At 55.5% G+C, this 16,657-nt stretch carries 16 protein-coding genes; 9 read left to right on the top strand and 7 right to left on the bottom strand.

Annotated features, from left to right (window positions below; genetic code table 11):
- The first annotated feature begins 1 nt into the window (after position 1).
- On the top strand, positions 2 to 346 hold the full coding sequence (locus tag F153LOC_RS11520; protein ID WP_095280525.1) for a gamma-glutamylcyclotransferase: 345 nt from the start codon (positions 2 to 4) through the stop codon (positions 344 to 346).
- 42 nt (positions 347 to 388) lie between these two features.
- Here the strand turns inward: F153LOC_RS11520 and F153LOC_RS11515 are convergent, their stop codons facing one another.
- From F153LOC_RS11515 to ppa, 3 genes are all read right to left on the bottom strand, one after another.
- Complete coding sequence (locus F153LOC_RS11515; RefSeq protein ID WP_102104465.1) at positions 389 to 2,371, bottom strand: TonB-dependent receptor domain-containing protein; 1,983 nt, start codon at positions 2,369 to 2,371, stop codon at positions 389 to 391.
- A gap of 71 nt (positions 2,372 to 2,442) precedes the next feature.
- Entirely contained in the window at positions 2,443 to 3,513 is a 1,071-nt protein-coding gene (locus F153LOC_RS11510; protein ID WP_102104466.1) for a YncE family protein, read from the bottom strand.
- A gap of 185 nt (positions 3,514 to 3,698) precedes the next feature.
- On the bottom strand, positions 3,699 to 4,229 hold the full coding sequence (gene ppa, locus F153LOC_RS11505; RefSeq protein ID WP_064324598.1) for an inorganic diphosphatase: 531 nt from the start codon (positions 4,227 to 4,229) through the stop codon (positions 3,699 to 3,701).
- Positions 4,230 to 4,535: 306 nt separating this feature from the next.
- On the opposite strand from ppa, the gene ytfQ reads away from it, so the two are divergent.
- The 5 genes from ytfQ (at position 4,536) to F153LOC_RS11480 (ending at position 10,791) form a co-directional block, all read left to right on the top strand.
- Entirely contained in the window at positions 4,536 to 5,492 is a 957-nt protein-coding gene (ytfQ, locus tag F153LOC_RS11500) for a galactofuranose ABC transporter substrate-binding protein YtfQ (RefSeq protein ID WP_095284160.1), read from the top strand.
- 110 nt (positions 5,493 to 5,602) lie between these two features.
- A complete protein-coding gene (ytfR, locus tag F153LOC_RS11495; RefSeq protein ID WP_102104467.1) occupies positions 5,603 to 7,105 on the top strand; it encodes a galactofuranose ABC transporter, ATP-binding protein YtfR in 1,503 nt (500 codons plus the stop codon).
- 10 nt (positions 7,106 to 7,115) lie between these two features.
- Entirely contained in the window at positions 7,116 to 8,141 is a 1,026-nt protein-coding gene (gene ytfT, locus F153LOC_RS11490) for a galactofuranose ABC transporter, ATP-binding protein YtfT (protein WP_102104468.1), read from the top strand.
- Positions 8,128 to 9,129: a galactofuranose ABC transporter, permease protein YjfF gene (gene yjfF / locus F153LOC_RS11485; RefSeq protein ID WP_102104469.1), complete on the top strand. Its 1,002-nt coding sequence runs from the start codon at positions 8,128 to 8,130 to the stop codon at positions 9,127 to 9,129. Before ytfT ends, yjfF begins: the two co-directional genes overlap by 14 nt.
- A 93-nt stretch (positions 9,130 to 9,222) precedes the next feature.
- The gene (locus F153LOC_RS11480) at positions 9,223 to 10,791 is read left to right on the top strand and encodes a methyl-accepting chemotaxis protein (protein WP_102104470.1); all 1,569 of its coding nucleotides are present in this window, start codon (positions 9,223 to 9,225) and stop codon (positions 10,789 to 10,791) included.
- Between the two features lie 34 nt (positions 10,792 to 10,825).
- Here F153LOC_RS11480 and F153LOC_RS11475 read toward each other — a convergent pair whose 3' ends face one another.
- The gene (locus F153LOC_RS11475; protein ID WP_100777842.1) at positions 10,826 to 11,119 is read right to left on the bottom strand and encodes a LysR family transcriptional regulator; all 294 of its coding nucleotides are present in this window, start codon (positions 11,117 to 11,119) and stop codon (positions 10,826 to 10,828) included.
- Positions 11,120 to 11,267: 148 nt separating this feature from the next.
- The gene (gene fbp, locus F153LOC_RS11470; RefSeq protein WP_100777841.1) at positions 11,268 to 12,266 is read right to left on the bottom strand and encodes a class 1 fructose-bisphosphatase; all 999 of its coding nucleotides are present in this window, start codon (positions 12,264 to 12,266) and stop codon (positions 11,268 to 11,270) included.
- 198 nt (positions 12,267 to 12,464) lie between these two features.
- Here fbp and mpl point away from each other — a divergent pair, with 198 nt between their 5' ends.
- Positions 12,465 to 13,841 carry a UDP-N-acetylmuramate:L-alanyl-gamma-D-glutamyl-meso-diaminopimelate ligase gene (mpl, locus tag F153LOC_RS11465; protein ID WP_102104471.1) on the top strand — a complete coding sequence of 459 codons (1,377 nt, stop codon included), beginning with the start codon at positions 12,465 to 12,467 and terminating at the stop codon, positions 13,839 to 13,841.
- A 63-nt stretch (positions 13,842 to 13,904) separates the two neighbouring features.
- Here mpl and yjgA read toward each other — a convergent pair whose 3' ends face one another.
- Positions 13,905 to 14,456: a ribosome biogenesis factor YjgA gene (gene yjgA / locus F153LOC_RS11460; RefSeq protein WP_095280536.1), complete on the bottom strand. Its 552-nt coding sequence runs from the start codon at positions 14,454 to 14,456 to the stop codon at positions 13,905 to 13,907.
- A gap of 94 nt (positions 14,457 to 14,550) precedes the next feature.
- Here yjgA and pmbA point away from each other — a divergent pair, with 94 nt between their 5' ends.
- Together pmbA and cybC are read left to right on the top strand one after the other, a co-directional pair.
- The gene (gene pmbA, locus F153LOC_RS11455) at positions 14,551 to 15,903 is read left to right on the top strand and encodes a metalloprotease PmbA (protein ID WP_102104472.1); all 1,353 of its coding nucleotides are present in this window, start codon (positions 14,551 to 14,553) and stop codon (positions 15,901 to 15,903) included.
- Positions 15,904 to 16,004: 101 nt separating this feature from the next.
- Positions 16,005 to 16,391 (top strand): cytochrome b562, encoded by a 387-nt coding sequence (gene cybC / locus F153LOC_RS11450; RefSeq protein WP_100777838.1) that lies wholly within the window; start codon positions 16,005 to 16,007, stop codon positions 16,389 to 16,391.
- Between the two features lie 69 nt (positions 16,392 to 16,460).
- On the opposite strand, the gene F153LOC_RS11445 is transcribed toward cybC, so the two are convergent.
- Positions 16,461 to 16,616: a Hok/Gef family protein gene (locus F153LOC_RS11445; RefSeq protein ID WP_100777837.1), complete on the bottom strand. Its 156-nt coding sequence runs from the start codon at positions 16,614 to 16,616 to the stop codon at positions 16,461 to 16,463.
- Positions 16,617 to 16,657: the final 41 nt, after the last annotated feature.

Genomic DNA, 16,657 nt, shown 5'->3' with positions numbered 1-16,657 from the left:
AATGCGAATATTTGTATACGGCAGTTTACGAACCAGGCAGGGCAACAGTCACTGGATGACGAACGCCCAGTTGCTGGGAAATTACAATATCGAGAACTACCAGTTGTACAGTCTGGGCCACTATCCAGGCGCGGTTCCGGGGAACGGGACGGTACAGGGTGAAGTTTATCGTATTGATAACGCTACACTTGCCGAACTTGATGCCTTGCGCACCAGGGGCGGTGAATATGCACGCCAGTTGATCCAGACCCCGTATGGCAGTGCATGGATGTACGTGTACCAGCGTCCGGTCGATGGATTGAAACTGATTGAAAGCGGTAACTGGTTAGACAGAGACCAGTACTGATAAAAACAACGCCACCTTCGGGTGGCGTTGTTTTTGGTACCCTTAAAACTCGATGCGCGCGCCAAGATTATACCGACGCCCTTCGAGCTGCCCGTATTCTCCCCACGACGTTTCGCGTTTCGGATCCGCATCAAACAGGTTGTAAATCCCCGCCAACAGCTGCGTATTCTTATTCAGCTTGTAGCGCGCGCCGATATCGACCAGCGTGTAAGCCTCATACTTCGTGCCGCTGTTGCTGTCCCGGTTACTGCTGCGGTAGTTCGCGTTGCTCCACAGATCCAGCGACTGCGTTGCCGCCCAGTTCAGCGACAGGTTCGCCATGTGGCGCGGATAGTCGTTGAGCGCGTAGCCTTTATTCACGCCGGATTTCTGCTCGCTGTGGTTGTAGGTATAGTTCGCGTTCGCTTTCACATCCTGAGTGATCTGCCAGTCGCCATTCAGCTCGATACCGTAAACATCCGCTTTGCTGACGTTAAAGTATTTATCGACGGAATCGGCTTTATAGCCGTTCACTTCGCACTGGTTGGTGGCGGTGGTTTCGCAAATCGTCTGCTCGGAGATTTTGTCCTTAAACTGGGTGTAGAAGACGGTGCCGTCCAGCGATACGGCCTCCCCGGTCCAGTACAGGCCCGTTTCGGCGTTGAGGCTTTTCTCTGGTTTCAGATCGTCGTTACCCACGGTCAGGAACGGGTACGGCGGCGTTGATCCGTGCGGCGTGACAAACTGATCGGAGGTGGCGCGCAGCTCCGGTTTTTTATAGCCGGCGGAGATCCCGCCTTTTAGTGCCCAGGCGTCGGAAATCGCCCAGTTGCCGTACAGTTTTGGCGTGATGTGCGCGCCGAAGTAGCTGTCGTAATCGCCGCGCGCGGAGGTGGTCAAGGTAAAGTCGTTAATCGTCCAGCCATCTTCAGCGAACAGCGCCCAGCCGTTGCGGGTCACTTTGGTGACCGGCTCGACGCCCGGCAGCGTTTTGCCCGACTCATAAAAGTGGTCGTTCAGCTCTTCGCGCGTGAAGTTCGCGCCGACGGTGAGCTTATGGTTATCGAAGGTAAAAGTGGTTTGCGAGTTGGCGACGTAGTTTTCCGTCTGCACGTACTCCGGCGAGGTGTTATCGAGCAGGTACTTCGAACGCCCTTTCTCGTAGTTGATGTAGTTAGTGGTCGCAATGGTGTCATCCGCATACCAGCCGGTGTGGGTGAGGGTCACGGCATCGCGATCGAACTTCCACATCCACGGCGTACCGCGTTTTTTGGTGCGATTTTTTTCCTGTTCGCCGACAACCACATTCAGGTCAAAGAGGTTATTTTCGCTGGCCTTGAGGCCCAGGGTGGCATCGACGGATTTACGGTTGTGCTTGCCGAAGTAGTTCTGGCGCTCGTCATCACGGCGATCCAGCCCGTCGGCGGCAATGCTCAGGCCGAGTTTGTCCTGGATGAGCGGTCCCATCGCGAACAGGTTCAGCTGGCTGGTGTTGCCCAGATCTTTATGCTCCTGCAGCCAGGTATTGGCGGCGATAGCACCGGTCCAGTCGGCTACGCCGTAGGGTTTTTTGGTGATCACGTTCACCACGCCGCCGATGGCGTCAGAGCCGTACAGAGATGACATCGGGCCGCGAATCACTTCGATGCGTTCGATGGCTTCCATTGGCGGTAAAAAGCCTGCTTCGGCACCGATATCCTGGCCGTAGGGGCGCGATTCGCTGGTGTTCTGCTTCACGCTGTTGACCATAAACGCCGTGTAGCTCGAATCCATACCGCGCATCATGATGCTGCCGTTGGCCATATCGCTGCCGCCGTTAGAGACCGACACGCCGGGGATATTTTTAATCGCGTCGCCGATGGTCTGGTCGGGCTGAATATCCAGCGTTTTGCGATCGATACTTGAAATCGTCGCGGGCGCTTCTTTTTTCTGTTGTGAAAAGCCGGTGGCGGTGACCACCATTTCATCATCTGCCTGCGCGGGTAAAACCAGTGTGCCGGTTAACGCCACCATGCCTGTGAACGTAATAAATTGACGCGTTTTCATAGCCATAAACCCAAAAGGAAAAATAAAAAAACACCCTGCGGTCTTACGCCGCAAGGTGTGGGGGGATGAAATCAGAGCTTATCGAGCGTGATTTTGATGACGTAATCCGGTTTCTCTTTTGCCACTTTCTCGTCTTGTTTAATGCTGGCGTACAGCACGTTACCGTCGGAGGAGAGGGCGAGGCTGTTCGGCATCGCATTGGTCGCAATGCTGTTTTTCAGCTGGTACGTCTGGCTGTCGATAATGCTGATGAGCTTGGCGTTGCGGTGCGTGACGTAAACTTCGTGACGCTTTTCGTTATAGAGCACCGCCAGCGAGTTGGTGACGTCGATGTGCTGGAGCACCTTGCCGGTAGTGATATCTACCACCAGCACCTTCGGTAAATCCGGGTCGGTGAGAAAGGCGCGGTTGTTTTTGCTGTCGAGGGCGATATTCAGAAAGAAGTGTTTTTTCTCCGGTTCGACGCTGAACCGGCTAACGATGGTATCGCTTTGGGTATCAACAGCGATCAGTTCGTTGCGGCCATTCACCACGTACAGACGGTTTTTCTCCGCGTCCAGCGCCAGCCCGGTCGGGTACTCGCCCATATTGGTCAGCGTGTTGATGAGCTGACGCTTTTTCGTATCGACCACCCAGACGATGCCTTTCTCCACCACGCCGGTGACGTACAGGCGGTGATGCTGTTTATCGAGCACCATTTCGCGGGTGTGGGCGATATCTTTCGGGTTGCTGGTGTCGGCGAGCTGAATCACGGCCTGCTCTTTGCCGGTGCGCGTATCGATCAGGGTTACGGAGCCTTCGAGGGTATTGCCCACGTAAAGCGTCTGACTCTCTTCGTCCAGCACAGTTGCAAACGCGCGGCGCGTGGTTTCAATGACGCCCGTGCCGGTCAGATCTTCCAGGTCCAGCTTGTAGATTTTGCCGTTGGTTTTGTCTTTATCAAAAGAGGGGGCGCTGGCGGCAAACAGCACCTTTGCCTCTGCGTCGTAGGCCAGTTCGTAGACACCGTGGCCCACGGGCTGGGTGATAAAGTCTTTCTCTGGCAGGGTGGCCGAGTAACCAGACACGCTGGTCAGCATAAAAGCAGCAGTAACCGCGAGCGCGACGGAGGCTTTGAGGGTCTTCACATTGTGTAGGGTCATTGACGTTTATTCACATTTATTTACGAAGTGAAAATGATAATGATATCTACTCTCATTATCAATTGAGTTATGTGAACAACGGCTACCTTTTCTGGTAGGACAATAACCGGTTAATTGTTAAGGGGATATGGAATGACAGGCACAAAAAAGCCCCGACTCGCGGGGCTTAGCATTGGGCGTAAGAATTACTTCTTAGCAGCGCGCTCGAAGGATGCAACGATTTCAGCTTTCGCTGCTTCTGCGTTGTCCCAGCCGTCAACTTTAACCCATTTGCCTTTTTCGAGATCTTTGTAGTGCTCGAAGAAGTGAGTGATCTGCGCTTTCAGCAGTTCTGGCAGGTCGTTCACATCTTTAATGTGATCGTACTCTTTGCTCAGCTTGGTGTGCGGAACTGCAACCAGTTTCGCATCTTCACCGGCTTCGTCAGTCATTTTCAGAACGCCAACCGGACGGCAGCGAACCACAGAACCTGGGGCCAGTGGGTATGGCGTTGGGACCAGCACATCTACCGGGTCACCGTCCAGAGACAGGGTGTGGTTGATGTAACCGTAGTTGCACGGGTAGAACATCGCAGTGGACATGAAACGGTCAACGAACAGCGCACCGGTGTCTTTGTCGATTTCGTATTTGATAGGATCTGCGTTGGCCGGGATTTCGATAACAACGTAGATGTCTTCCGGCAGTTCTTTACCCGCAGGGACGTTGAGTAAGCTCATGTGAGTGTCCTATATGTATGCTAAACAAGTGGCGAGTATTATAGCCAACTCGCGCCGAAAGTCTCCGCCTGTTTTCATTCTCATCCGCATCCTCGTGCCATTTTCAGACCCTTTCCATGACAGGAAAATCCATAAACTCAGCCGCATATTTAATGGGCGAATGAAAGCGATTACAAACTTGTGATTAACGTTTTATTCACTTTTCTGAAGTGTGATGTAACGCAATCCGTTACATCGCCCATTGGCTATAGTTTTTTCGCAGAACATCTTTTGACCAACAATAACCTGGGCTACGAGGGCATCATTATGTGGAAGCGCTTACTTCTTGTCACAGCAGTTTCGGCAGCCATGTCGTCTATGGCGATGGCCGCACCATTAACCGTCGGTTTTTCACAGGTTGGCTCTGAATCAGGCTGGCGAGCGGCGGAAACCAATGTCGCGAAAAGCGAAGCCCAAAAGCGCGGCATCACGCTGAAAATCGCCGATGGCCAGCAAAAACAGGAAAACCAGATTAAAGCGGTGCGCTCGTTTATCGCCCAGGGCGTAGACGCCATCTTCATCGCGCCGGTGGTGGCGACGGGCTGGGAACCGGTGCTGAAAGAAGCCAAAGACGCTGAAATCCCCGTATTCCTGCTCGACCGTTCCATTGATGTCAAAGACAAATCTCTCTATATGACCACCGTCACCGCCAACAACGTGCTCGAAGGGCAGCTGATTGGCGACTGGCTGATTAAGCAGGTGGATGGCAAGCCGTGTAACGTCGTCGAACTGCAAGGTACCGTCGGCGCGAGTGTGGCGATTGACCGTAAGAAAGGCTTTGCGGAAGCCATCGCCAAAGCGCCAAACATCAAAATCATCCGTTCTCAGTCCGGCGACTTTACCCGCAGTAAAGGTAAAGAGGTTATGGAGAGCTTCATCAAAGCGGAAAACAACGGCAAAAACATCTGCATGGTTTACGCCCATAACGACGACATGGTGATCGGCGCAATTCAGGCGATCAAAGAAGCGGGCCTGAAGCCGGGCAAAGATATTCTCACCGGCTCTATCGACGGCGTACCGGATATCTACAAAGCGATGATCGACGGCGAAGCGAATGCCAGCGTCGAGCTGACGCCAAACATGGCTGGTCCGGCGTTTGATGCCCTTGAGAAATTCAAGAAAGACGGCACCAAACCTGAACAGCTGACCATCACCAAATCGACCCTCTATCTGCCAGATACGGCGAAAGAAGAGTTAGAGAAGAAGAAAAACATGGGCTACTAAGCCTTTAAGCCAGGAAAAAAGCCGGGTGGCGCTGCGCTTGCCCGGCCTACAGTACACGCTTTTGTAGGCCGGATAAGCGCAGCGTCATTCGGCTTGATGCAGGGGGAACCATGACCGTTGAACAACACCAGGAAATCCTCCGAACCGAAGGATTAAGCAAATTCTTCCCCGGCGTGAAAGCGCTGGATAACGTCGATTTCAGCCTGCGACGCGGTGAGATTATGGCGCTGCTCGGGGAAAACGGCGCCGGGAAATCGACGCTGATCAAGGCCTTAACCGGGGTATATCATGCCGATCGCGGCAGTATATGGCTGGAAGGCAACGCCATTTCACCGAAAAATACCGCTCACGCCCAGCAGCTGGGCATCGGGACCGTATACCAGGAAGTGAACCTGCTGCCGAACATGTCGGTGGCGGATAATCTGTTTATTGGCCGTGAGCCGCGTCGGTTTGGTCTGCTGCGCCGAAAAGAGATGGAGGCGCGTGCCACACGGCTGATGGAATCCTACGGTTTCTCCCTCGACGTGCGCGAGCCGCTGAACCGCTTTTCCGTAGCGATGCAGCAGATTGTCGCCATTTGCCGGGCCATTGATCTCTCTGCCAAAGTGCTGATCCTCGATGAACCCACCGCCAGCCTCGATACCCAGGAAGTGGAAATGCTCTTCACCCTGATGCGCCAGCTGCGCGATCAGGGCGTCAGCCTGATCTTCGTCACCCACTTCCTCGATCAGGTCTATCAGGTCAGCGATCGTATTACGGTTCTGCGCAACGGCAGTTTTGTCGGCTGCCGCGACACTCGCGAGCTGCCGCAGATCGAGCTGGTCAAAATGATGCTGGGCCGCGAGCTGGACACCCATGCGCTGCAGCGCGCGGGCCGCACACTGCTGAGCGACAAACCCGTCGCCGCCTTCAAAGATTTCGGCAAAAAAGGGACCATCACGCCGTTCGACCTGGAAGTGCGTCCCGGCGAAATTGTCGGTCTGGCGGGCCTGCTGGGGTCCGGTCGCACCGAAACCGCCGAGGTGATCTTCGGCATCAAACCCGCCGACAGCGGCAGCGCGACGATCAAAGGCAAACCGCAAACCCTGCGATCGCCGCATCAGGCCTCGTGCCTGGGAATCGGTTTTTGTCCGGAAGATCGTAAAACCGACGGCATCATTGCCGCTGCTTCGGTGCGTGAAAATATCGTCCTGGCGTTACAGGCGCAGCGCGGCTGGCTACGGCCCATTCCGAAGCGCGAGCAGATTGCCATCGCCGAGCGCTTTATCCGCCAGCTGGGCATTCGCACCCCCAGCCCTGAACAGCCGATTGAGTTTCTCTCCGGCGGCAATCAGCAAAAAGTGTTGCTCTCCCGCTGGCTGCTGACCAAACCGCAGTTCCTGATCCTCGATGAGCCGACGCGCGGTATCGACGTTGGCGCGCATGCGGAAATTATTCGCCTGATCGAAACGCTCTGCGCCGACGGTCTGGCGCTGCTGGTTATCTCATCCGAGCTTGAGGAGCTGGTGGGGTATGCCGATCGCGTGATTATCATGCGCGATCGCAAGCAGGTGGCAGAGATCCCGCTGGATGAACTCTCCGTTCCGGCGATCATGAATGCCATCGCGGCATAAGGAGTCAATCGTGATGTCCCGTTCTCTTCCGAAGCCTGGCGAGTCCAGGCGCCGCTTCAGCTGGCCTACCGGCACGCCGCAAATTGTGGCGCTGCTGCTGGTGCTGGTGGTGGACAGCCTCGTTGCGCCGCACTTTTTCCAGATCATTTTGCAGGATGGGCGGCTGTTCGGTAGCCCAATCGATATCCTAAACCGCGCGGCACCGGTGGCGTTGCTGGCGATCGGTATGACGCTGGTGATTGCCACCGGCGGCATTGATCTCTCTGTGGGGGCGACCATGGCTATCGCCGGCGCGACTGCCGCCTCGATGACGGTCGCCGGGCACAGTCTGCCTGTGGTGATTTTAGCGGCACTGGGCACCGGGGTGCTGGCGGGGTTGTGGAACGGGATCCTCGTTTCGCTTCTCAAAATTCAGCCGTTCGTCGCGACCTTAATTTTGATGGTGGCCGGGCGCGGCGTGGCGCAGCTGATTACCTCCGGGCAGATCGTCACCTTTGATTCACCGTCGCTGGCGTGGATCGGCAGCGGCAAGCTGCTGCTGTTCCCAACGCCGGTGATCATTGCCCTCGTCACGCTGATCGTATTCTGGCTGTTTACCCGCAAAACGGCGCTGGGGATGTTTATCGAAGCGGTTGGGATCAACATTCGCGCCGCGAAAAATGCGGGCGTCAGCACCCGTATGGTGGTGATGCTGACCTATGTGCTGAGCGGTGTCTGCGCGGCGATTGCCGGGATCATCGTCGCCGCCGATATTCGCGGTGCCGATGCCAACAACGCCGGGCTGTGGCTGGAGCTGGATGCCATTCTGGCGGTGGTGATTGGCGGCGGATCGCTGATGGGTGGGCGCTTTAACCTGCTGCTGTCGGTGATTGGCGCGCTGATTATCCAGGGGATGAACACCGGTATTCTGCTTTCGGGCTTCCAGCCGGAGCTGAATCAGGTGGTGAAAGCGGTGGTTGTGCTCTGCGTGCTGATTGTTCAGTCGTCGCGCTTTATTAGCATCATCAAGGGGATTCGCGGCCATGATAAAACGTAATTTACCGCTCATGATCACGCTGGGGGTCTTCGTACTGGGGTATCTCTACTGCCTGACGCAATTCCCCGGTTTCGCCTCCACGCGCGTGATTTGCAACATTCTGACGGATAACGCCTTTCTCGGGATCATCGCTGTCGGCATGACCTTCGTGATCCTCTCTGGCGGGATCGATCTCTCCGTCGGCTCGGTGATCGCTTTTACTGGCGTGTTCCTCGCCAAAGCGATCGGTTTCTGGGGGATCTCACCGCTGCTGGCCTTCCCGCTGGTGCTGGCGATGGGCTGCGCGTTTGGCGCGTTCATGGGGCTGCTGATCGATGCCCTGAAGATCCCGGCGTTTATCATCACCCTTGCCGGGATGTTCTTCCTGCGCGGCGTGAGCTATCTGGTGTCGGAAGAGTCGATCCCGATTAACCACCCGATCTACGACACGCTCTCAAGCCTGGCGTGGAAAATCCCCGGCGGCGGGCGTCTGAGCGCGATGGGCCTGCTGATGTTAGGCGTGGTGGTGATCGGCATTTTCCTCGCCCATCGCACCCGTTTTGGTAACCAGGTGTACGCCATCGGCGGCAGCGCGACCTCGGCGAATCTGATGGGGATCTCCACCCGCAGCACGACCATTCGTATCTATATGCTCTCGACCGGGCTGGCGACGCTGGCGGGGATTGTCTTCTCCATCTACACCCAGGCGGGCTACGCGCTGGCGGGCGTGGGCGTAGAGCTGGATGCGATTGCATCGGTGGTGATTGGCGGCACGCTGTTGAGTGGCGGCGTGGGGACAGTGCTTGGGACACTGTTTGGCGTGGCGATCCAGGGGCTTATTCAGACCTACATCAACTTCGACGGCACGCTGAGCTCCTGGTGGACCAAAATCGCGATTGGCATTTTGTTGTTCATCTTTATCGCGCTACAGCGAGGCCTGACGGTGCTGTGGGAAAACCGCCTCAGCTCGCCTGTGACGCGCGTTAGCACCACACCGCTCAACAGATAACACCCTGAATTTGCTTAAAGTGTAAACTTTTTCCGGTAGCGGTCGATAACCTTTATTTCTGTCCAGAAATATCTCGCTACCGGAAATAACATCATGCTGAAAACGCTATCGATTCGTACCGGCTTGCTTTCGTTACTGGCCGTTATGACCCTTCTGCTGCTGATTGTCAGCGGCATTGGCATTTATGCCCTCACACAGAGTTCCTCTTCTTTACAGCGAATCAATCACCTTCAGGGTGAACAGATGGTGCAGCTCAACGCGGGTTACACGCTGATTTTGCGTGCGCGCAATGAGGCGGGTCAGGCCGTTCGGCTGATGGAGATCGGCATGCTGGATGATGCCGCCAAATCCGTGCAGAACATCAATCGCGAAGTTGCCCAGGCGCAAAAAACGCTGAAAGGGGTGATCGACGGCGGCATTGATAATCCGAAAGGGCAGCAACTGCTGGATAAGGTGGCGGCGAGTTTTGCCACCTATAACGCCGAAGGGATCACCCCGATGGTGGCTGCCCTTAACCAGCAAAGCGCCGATGCCTATTACGATCTGCTGGAGAACAAGCTGATTCCGGTCGCGCGCCAGTTTGATAACGATATGCAGGCGTTCCAGTCGTGGAGCGAAAAGCGCGGGAAATCGGAAGTGAAAGCGGTGCAGTCGAGCAAAAACCGGGTGATGCTGCTGATCGTGATCGCCGCGCTGCTGACCGCCGGGATCATCGTGCTGGCGTGGCTGTCCCTGCGCCATATGCTGCTCAAGCCGCTTCTGGCTTCTATCGCCCAGCTTGAACATGTGGCGGCGGGCGATCTGACTCACAGCCTGAACGCGCCGACCAGTCAGGAGTTTAACCGCCTGAATGCGGCCATCGAAGAGATGCGCCAGTCGCTGATGGGCTCCGTCATGCGCGTGCGTGATGCCAGCTCGCAGATTGACACGGGCAGCCGGGAACTGACGGCAGGTAACCTGGATCTGGCCCAGCGCACGGAATCCACGGCAACCTCCCTTGAGCAAACGGCGGCCAGCATGGAAGAGATCACTGCCACCGTGAAGCAAAACGCCGATAACGCCGAGCAGGCGCATCAGCTGGCGAAACGCGTCTCGGATACCGCCGATCACGGCAGCGAAATGGTGTGCTATGTGATTGAAAAAATGCGCGATATCTCAGGCAGCTCTGCGCGCATCGCCGACATTCTGAGTGTGATTGACGGCATCGCCTTCCAGACCAACATCCTGGCGCTTAACGCCTCGGTGGAAGCGGCGCGTGCGGGCGAGCAGGGACGTGGGTTTGCGGTGGTGGCCGGGGAAGTGCGTAATCTCGCCAGCCGAAGCGCCGATGCGGCGAAAGAGATCCGCACTCTCATCAGCGATTCGCAGACTCACGTCAGCGAAGGGAGCGAGCTGGCGCAACAGGCCGGTGAGACGATGGATGAGATTGCAACGGAAGTGCTGCGCATGACCAAACTGATGCGGGAGATCGCCAACGCGTCGCTTGAGCAGAGTCGAGGTATTGAGCAGGTGAATATTGCAGTCAATCAGATGGATGAGACAGCGCAGCAAAATGCCGCGCTGGTACAACAATCTTCCGCCGCGACGCGTTCCCTTGAAGAGCAGTCGCGCGAACTGATTGAAGCGATGTCATCGTTTAAACTGTCGGCGCAAACGGCCTGATAATAATAGACCCTGGCGTATAATGCGTCAGGGTTTACGCTTCCGCAGTATTCACCGCGCCAATATTTTCATGAATATCAGCCATTAAATTTTCCAGCGAATTTGTCAATTCTAACGCTTTTGGCGTTGGCTCAAGATATAAGCCTTTACGAATAAATAATGGCTCGTCAAAAAGTTGATTAAAACGCTTCAACGCCAGGCTCACGGCGGGGCGGGACATCTCAAGACGCACAGAGGCTTTCGCCATGCTGCCGCATCGGACAATCTCAATAAAAACGGGAATGAGGTTTAAATCAATACCGGTGTTTGCACGAGAATAATTTTGCATCGCGACGGGCGCTCCTCTGAATAAATAGTTAACTGTTCAGAATAATGCGCGAGAGAGCGGGAAGATTAAAGCGCCATTTTTATATTCATTTATACGGTAAAATATATAAATGAAAAAAGGGGGAGCAACGCTCCCCATGTTAAAAACGTTATGCGTCCGGGTATTCGCGGATCAGACGCTCAACGTCTTCGACCATATGATCGTTGCCAACAAAGAACGAGCGGCGCTGATGCAGGCTTTCCGGGATGATATCCAGAATGCGCTCTTTACCGTCGCTCGCCTTGCCGCCGGCCTGTTCGGCCAGGAACGCCATTGGGTTGCATTCGTACAGCAGGCGCAGTTTCCCTTCCGGGTGGCTGGCGGTGCTTGGATAGAGATAGATGCCGCCTTTCAGCAGGTTGCGGTGGAAATCCGCCACCAGAGAGCCGATGTAGCGCGAGGTGTAGGGGCGTTGGGTTAACTTATCTTCTTCCTGGCAGAACTTGATGTATTTCTTCACGCCGTTCGGGAATTTGATGTAGTTACCTTCGTTGATGGAGTAGGTGCTGCCACTCGCAGGGTAACGCATACGCTCCTGGCACAGGCAGAACACGCCCAGTGACGGATCGTATGTAAAGGCGTGAACGCCGCAGCCGGTGGTGTAAACCAGCATGGTGGAAGAGCCGTAAACCACATACCCGGCCGCGACCTGCTTGCTGCCCGGCTGGAGGAAATCTTCTTCGGTGACCGGCGTACCGACCGGGGTCACGCGGCGATAGATAGAGAAAATCGTGCCGACAGAAACGTTAACGTCGATGTTTGAGGAGCCATCCAGCGGGTCCATCAGAACGACATATTTAGCATGCTCGCAGCCTTCGAAAACAACGATTTCATCTTCTTCTTCGGAGGCGATCCCTGCGACGATGTCGCGTGCACGCAGTGCAGCTTTGAGTTTTTCATTCGCGAACAGATCGAGCTTCTGCTGAACCTCGCCCTGCACGTTTTCGGCACCGCTGGCACCCAGGATATCGACCAGACCGGCCTTGTTGATATCGCGGTGGATGATCTTCGCGCCGAGCTTTATTGCCGACAGCAAAGCAGTGAGCTCACCGGTAGCATGAGAGAACTCGTGCTGCTTTTCGACAATAAATTCACCTAACGTTTTCATAACACTTTCCCTGCATCGTATGTGAGTAAAGCGATCGTATGTTGCGTATAAAGCTTGAAGTCCAACAATCTTAACAAACATTCAAATATTAGCGCAGAGGTGAATCGCGCCAGCAAAATACGGATTTACCTGAAATGCGTTTCTCTGGCGCTGACATGTGAGTAAAATGTGCGCCACACAGAAGAGGGATAGTGACGTATGCGCATTCATATATTGGGGATTTGTGGCACATTCATGGGCGGACTGGCGATGCTGGCGCGCTCTTTAGGCCATGAGGTGACAGGTTCGGACGCCAATGTGTATCCGCCGATGAGCACGTTGCTTGAGAAGCAGGGTATCGACCTGATTTCAGGATATGACGCCAGTCAGCTCGATTCTGAGCCTGACCTGGTGATTATCGGCAACGCCATGACCCGTGGTAATCCGTGTGTGGAAGCGGTGCTGGAACGCAACATTCCATTCATGTCCGGCCCTGAGTGGCTGCATGATTTCGTACTGCGCGATCGCTGGGTGCTGGCCGTTGCCGGTACGCACGGCAAAACCACCACCGCCGGTATGGCGACCTGGATCTTAGAAGCTTGCGGCTACAAGCCGGGCTTTGTGATCGGCGGCGTACCGGGGAATTTCGACGTCTCCGCGCGTCTGGGCGACAGCCCGTTTTTTGTGATTGAAGCGGACGAATACGACTGCGCGTTCTTTGATAAGCGTTCCAAATTCGTGCATTACTGCCCGCGCACGCTGATCCTCAACAACCTTGAGTTCGATCACGCGGATATCTTTGACGATCTGAAAGCCATTCAGAAACAGTTCCATCACCTGGTGCGTATCGTGCCGGGGCAGGGCCGCATCATTTATCCGGAAAACGACATCAATCTGAAACAGACGATGGCGATGGGCTGCTGGAGCGAGCAGGAGCTGGTGGGCGAGCAGGGCCACTGGCAGGCGAAAAAGCTGACGACCGACGCTTCCGAATGGGAAGTGCTGCTGGACGGTGAGAAAGTGGGTGAGGTGAAGTGGGAGCTGGTCGGCGAACACAACATGCATAACGGTTTGATGGCGATTGCCGCCGCGCGTCACGTAGGCGTGCTGCCTGCCGACGCCGCGAATGCGCTGAATTCGTTCATCAACGCCCGTCGTCGTCTCGAACTGCGCGGCGAAGCCAACGGCGTGACCGTGTACGACGATTTCGCCCATCACCCCACGGCAATCCTCGCTACGCTGGCTGCCCTGCGCGGCAAAGTGGGCGGTACGGCGCGTATTTTGGCGGTGCTGGAACCACGCTCGAACACCATGAAAATGGGGATCTGCAAAGACGATCTCGCGCCGTCGTTAGGCCGTGCGGATGAAGTCTTCCTGCTGCAACCGCAGCATATTCCGTGGCAGGTCGCGGAAGTTGCTGAAGCCTGTGTGCAGCCTGCGCACTGGCATGCGGACGTAGACACGCTGGCCGATATGATCGTGAAAACGGCACAGCCGGGCGATCACATTCTGGTGATGAGTAACGGCGGTTTTGGTGGGATACATCAGAAACTGCTGGATGGTCTGGCGAAGAAAGCCGAAGCGGTAGAGCAGTAGAGTAACCGCTGTCCGGCCTACGGGGACGTAGGCCGGATAAGTGCAGCGTTATCCGGCAAAAATTTAACCTTCGTTCTCAGCCAGCTCGCGCAGATACTGGAAAATCAGGCGCGCAGATTTCGGCGGTTTATTCCCTTCTTTCTCTTTCTTCGCGTTACGGATAAGCGAACGTAACTGCTGACGGTCGGCGTCCGGCCACAGGTTCAACACTTCTGCGACTGCGTCGTCGCCATTGTCGACCAGGCGGTCGCGGATCTGTTCCAGCTTATGGAACAGCGCAACCTGCTGGTTGTGGCGGTTCTTCAGCTTGTCCAGCGCCTGGCGAATCGGTTCTACATCGCGCTGGCGCAGCATTTTACCGATCAGCTGCAGCTGACGGCGACGGCCTTCTTTTTTGATTCGTTGGGCCAGTTCAATGGCTCCGCGCAGATCCGGGTCGAGCGGGAGTTTATCCAGCGCGTTTTTACCCAGCTCTACCATTTCCGCACCAAGTTGCTTTAACTCTTCGGCGTCGCGTTTAATTTCACTTTTACTGACCCAGATGATTTCATCATCTTCGTCTTCGATGTCATCACCGGGAACGTCGTCGAGCCAGTCTTCGGGCTGCTTAGTCATGTCAGGCTCCTTAAAAAAGAGGCTAATGTTACCAGTTAAGACGCGCACTGAAAAACGGTTCTCTGTTAGACTTCAGATAACTCCCTCTTACAGTATGGCATTTGCGATGAAAGTAACCTCACAAGTTGAAGCGCAGCGTAAGATTCTTGAAGAAGCGGTATCCACCGCACTGATGCTGGCATCAGGCCAATCCGATGGCGCCGAAGTGGCGGTCAGCAAGACCACGGGCATTAGCGTCAGCACCCGCTTTGGCGAAGTGGAAAACGTTGAATTTAACAGTGACGGCGCGCTGGGGATTACGGTTTATCACCAGAATCGCAAAGGCAGCGCCTCTTCGACGGATTTAAGCCCGGATGCGATCGCCCGCACCGTGCAGGCGGCGCTGGATATTGCGCGCTACACCTCGCCGGACCCTTACGCAGGCGTGGCGGATAAAGAGCTGCTGGCGTTTGAAGCGCCGGATCTCGACCTGTTCCATCCGGCTGAAGTGACGCCGGACGAAGCCATCGAGTTCGCTGCCCGCGCAGAGCAAGCTTCTCTGAAAACAGATAAACGCATCACGAATACCGAAGGCGGCAGCTTCAACAGCCACTACGGCATCAAAGTATTCGGCAACAGCCACGGCATGCTGCAGGGCTACTGCTCGACGCGCCATTCGCTCTCCAGCTGCGTGATTGCGGAAGAGAACGGTGACATGGAGCGTGATTACGCCTACACCATTGGCCGCGCGATGGGCGATTTGCAGTCGCCGGAGTGGGTCGGCGAAGAGTGCGCAAAACGCACCCTTTCCCGTTTGTCGCCGCGTAAACTCTCCACCATGAAAGCCCCCGTGATTTTTGCCAATGAAGTGGCAACCGGCCTGTTTGGTCATCTGGTTGGTGCGATTGCAGGTGGCGCGGTGTATCGCAAATCCACCTTTCTGCTCGACGCGCTCGGCACGCAAATCCTGCCAGAATGGCTGACCATCGAAGAGCATCCGCACCTGCTGAAAGGGCTGGCGTCCACGCCGTTCGACAGCGAAGGCGTGCGCACGGAGCGTCGCGATATCATCAAAGACGGCGTGCTGACGCAGTGGCTACTGACCAACTACTCTGCACGCAAGCTGGGGCTGAAAAGCACCGGTCACGCGGGCGGTATCCACAACTGGCGCATCGAAGGCCAGGGGCTGAGCTTTGAACAAATGCTGAAGCAGATGGGCACCGGTCTGGTGGTCACCGAGCTGATGGGCCAGGGTGTGAGCGGTATTACCGGGGACTACTCGCGCGGTGCGGCGGGGTTCTGGGTTGAAAACGGTGAAATTCAGTATCCGGTGAGCGAAATTACCATCGCCGGCAACTTAAAAGATATGTGGCGCAATATTGTTACGGTCGGTAACGATATTGAAACGCGCAGCAATATACAGTGTGGTTCAGTGCTGTTGCCGGAGATGAAAATCGCCGGTCAGTAATACCCGTCCTGCTTCGGGCAGCAGGTGCGTTGAGTACGCGCGTGCCTGCACCCCGAATGCGACAGGTATGACTTTTTTCATAATAAAAAAGGATGTGAGCAATGTATAAGAGCCTGTTAGCCGTCGTCGTCGCTTCAACGCTGGTCATGAGTTCGGCTGCCTTCTCCGCCGATCTTGAAGACAATATGGATACCCTCAGCACCAATCTGAAAGTGGTGCAAAAAACGGATAATGCGACGGAAATGAAAGACGCATTAACCAAAATGCGCGCCGCCGCGCTCGACGCGCAAAAAGCGACGCCGCCGAAGCTGGAAAACGCAGCTCCCGACAGCGCCGAGATGAAAGATTTCCGCCACGGTTTTGACGTGCTGGTCGGCCAGATCGACGGTGCGCTGAAGCTGGCCAACGAAGGTAAAGTCAAAGAGGCACAGGCCGCGGCTGACGGCTTTGTCACCACCCGCAATGAGTACCACAAAAAGTACCGTTAATTGGGTGCCTGAGCTGTACGCCCATCCTCGTGAAGCGGAGGCATAATCCCTGCCTCCGCATTTAGCTCCTTACTTCCAGGAGCGGCAGTCCATCCGCGCAACTAACTCTAGCGAACCCTGACGAAAACGGATTTCGCAAAGCGTTTTGCGGTTTATCAGAGATAAGATGATTATTGTCAAAGCAACAATCATCAGAGCCCTGATAATCGGTTTCTGCTGCTTCATGGATGCCTCCTTGGCAGCGGGTAAGGCATTACTTCACGTGG

This window comes from Lelliottia sp. F153, assembly GCF_002870005.1.
GTDB classification, from domain to species: domain Bacteria; phylum Pseudomonadota; class Gammaproteobacteria; order Enterobacterales; family Enterobacteriaceae; genus Enterobacter; species Enterobacter nimipressuralis.
The sequence above is the reverse complement of the archived record's forward strand: the minus strand, read 5'-3'. Positions and strand labels throughout refer to the sequence as shown.

What these genes read in the sequence shown, in the direction of transcription:
- F153LOC_RS11520 (WP_095280525.1), top strand. Translation starts at nt 2, where the DNA reads ATGCGAATATTTGTATACGGCAGTTTACGAACCAGGCAGGGCAACAGT.
- F153LOC_RS11515 (WP_102104465.1), bottom strand. Translation starts at nt 2,371, where the DNA reads ATGAAAACGCGTCAATTTATTACGTTCACAGGCATGGTGGCGTTAACC.
- F153LOC_RS11510 (WP_102104466.1), bottom strand. Translation starts at nt 3,513, where the DNA reads ATGACCCTACACAATGTGAAGACCCTCAAAGCCTCCGTCGCGCTCGCG.
- ppa (WP_064324598.1), bottom strand. Translation starts at nt 4,229, where the DNA reads ATGAGCTTACTCAACGTCCCTGCGGGTAAAGAACTGCCGGAAGACATC.
- ytfQ (WP_095284160.1), top strand. Translation starts at nt 4,536, where the DNA reads ATGTGGAAGCGCTTACTTCTTGTCACAGCAGTTTCGGCAGCCATGTCG.
- ytfR (WP_102104467.1), top strand. Translation starts at nt 5,603, where the DNA reads ATGACCGTTGAACAACACCAGGAAATCCTCCGAACCGAAGGATTAAGC.
- yjfF (WP_102104469.1), top strand. Translation starts at nt 8,128, where the DNA reads ATGATAAAACGTAATTTACCGCTCATGATCACGCTGGGGGTCTTCGTA.
- F153LOC_RS11480 (WP_102104470.1), top strand. Translation starts at nt 9,223, where the DNA reads ATGCTGAAAACGCTATCGATTCGTACCGGCTTGCTTTCGTTACTGGCC.
- F153LOC_RS11475 (WP_100777842.1), bottom strand. Translation starts at nt 11,119, where the DNA reads ATGCAAAATTATTCTCGTGCAAACACCGGTATTGATTTAAACCTCATT.
- fbp (WP_100777841.1), bottom strand. Translation starts at nt 12,266, where the DNA reads ATGAAAACGTTAGGTGAATTTATTGTCGAAAAGCAGCACGAGTTCTCT.
- mpl (WP_102104471.1), top strand. Translation starts at nt 12,465, where the DNA reads ATGCGCATTCATATATTGGGGATTTGTGGCACATTCATGGGCGGACTG.
- yjgA (WP_095280536.1), bottom strand. Translation starts at nt 14,456, where the DNA reads ATGACTAAGCAGCCCGAAGACTGGCTCGACGACGTTCCCGGTGATGAC.
- pmbA (WP_102104472.1), top strand. Translation starts at nt 14,551, where the DNA reads ATGGCATTTGCGATGAAAGTAACCTCACAAGTTGAAGCGCAGCGTAAG.
- cybC (WP_100777838.1), top strand. Translation starts at nt 16,005, where the DNA reads ATGTATAAGAGCCTGTTAGCCGTCGTCGTCGCTTCAACGCTGGTCATG.
- F153LOC_RS11445 (WP_100777837.1), bottom strand. Translation starts at nt 16,616, where the DNA reads ATGAAGCAGCAGAAACCGATTATCAGGGCTCTGATGATTGTTGCTTTG.